The organism is Streptomyces sp. SID486 (genome assembly GCF_009865385.1).
Lineage (GTDB): Bacteria > Actinomycetota > Actinomycetes > Streptomycetales > Streptomycetaceae > Streptomyces.
This window is the reverse complement of sequence record NZ_WWJT01000232.1, coordinates 1-1,045: the sequence shown is the minus strand read 5'-3', so window position 1 is coordinate 1,045 and position 1,045 is coordinate 1. Positions and strand designations below refer to the sequence as shown.

Annotated in this window: 2 protein-coding genes; one reads left to right on the top strand and one right to left on the bottom strand. The window is 78.2% G+C overall.

Going from position 1 to position 1,045, the window contains the following annotated elements; genetic code table 11:
• Positions 1–837, top strand: an 837-nt coding sequence (locus GT045_RS11935; RefSeq protein ID WP_202527860.1) for an NPCBM/NEW2 domain-containing protein, incomplete at its 5' end; no start/stop codon positions are given.
• Here the strand turns inward: GT045_RS11935 and GT045_RS11930 are convergent.
• On the bottom strand, positions 824–1,045 hold a 222-nt coding region (locus tag GT045_RS11930), incomplete at its 5' end, for a hypothetical protein (protein WP_161334135.1). The two genes, GT045_RS11935 and GT045_RS11930, sit on opposite strands and share 14 nt — an antisense overlap.

Sequence of the window (1,045 nt, the reverse complement as noted above, 5' to 3'; positions counted from 1 at the left end):
GGCGGGGCCGCGGCCTCGGAGGGGCTCGGCGCGCCGGTGAAGGCCGGCATCGCGGCCGGGGTCGTCGCGGTGGCCGCCGCCGCGGTCGCCCTGGCCCTGGCGAACGACAGCCATCCGGTGAAGGAGGCCGCCAGGCCGTCGCCGTCCGCGCCGGTGGTACGGCCCGGGACACCGTCGCCGCCGACCCGCGAACCCTCGCCGAAGCCCGTGGTCCGCGCCCCCGCACCGGCACCGCCCCCCAGGCCCGCCCCCGACCCGACACCCCCGCCGAAGCCGCCACACCGGGCCGTACCGGCACCCGCCCACACCCACGCGCCGGACCCGGAACCCAGGCCGCGACCGACCCGGACACCCACTCCGGCACCGACGCCCACTCCGACACCCACTCCGCCGCCCGCGTCCGCCGTCTACGAGCTGGGCAGCCTGCGCTACGACGCCCTCGGCGACGGCACCGGTCCCGAGATCAGCCTGGGCGAGAGCAGCTGGGTGTGGCAGCGGTACGGCATGTCGATCGGCGGCAAGCGGTACGCGCGCGGGGCCACCGTGCACGGCCAGTCCTCCGTCACCGTCGCGCTCAACCGTGCGTGCACCGCGTACGACGCGCTGGCCGGGGTGGACGACCTGACGCTCGGCCTCGGCAAGGTCTCCTTCTCCGTTTATGCCGACGGCATCCCGCTGTGGCGCTCCGGCACGGTCCGGGGCGACGACCGGGCCGTCCCCGTCCACGTGAACCTCACCGGGCGCAGGACCGTACGGCTCGTGGCGCGGCCGGAGGGCCGCGGGTGGGACCGGGCGGCGCTGGCGGACTGGGCTGAGTCCCGGTTCACCTGCCGCTAGCCGGCCGCTGCTCCTCCGCCGGGGCCAGGTCCGGGGCGGCCGGTGTCGTGGTGTCCAGTTCCCGCAGGACGTCGGCCAGGCCGAAGGAGGCGCCCCGGGCGCACTCGGCGGCGTACCGGCCGGCCGGCAGGACCGCGCGGGCGCCGGCCCGCACCCGGGCGGCCTCGCCGCGCTCCGGTTCGGACCGCGAACGGCCTTCGCGCCAGTG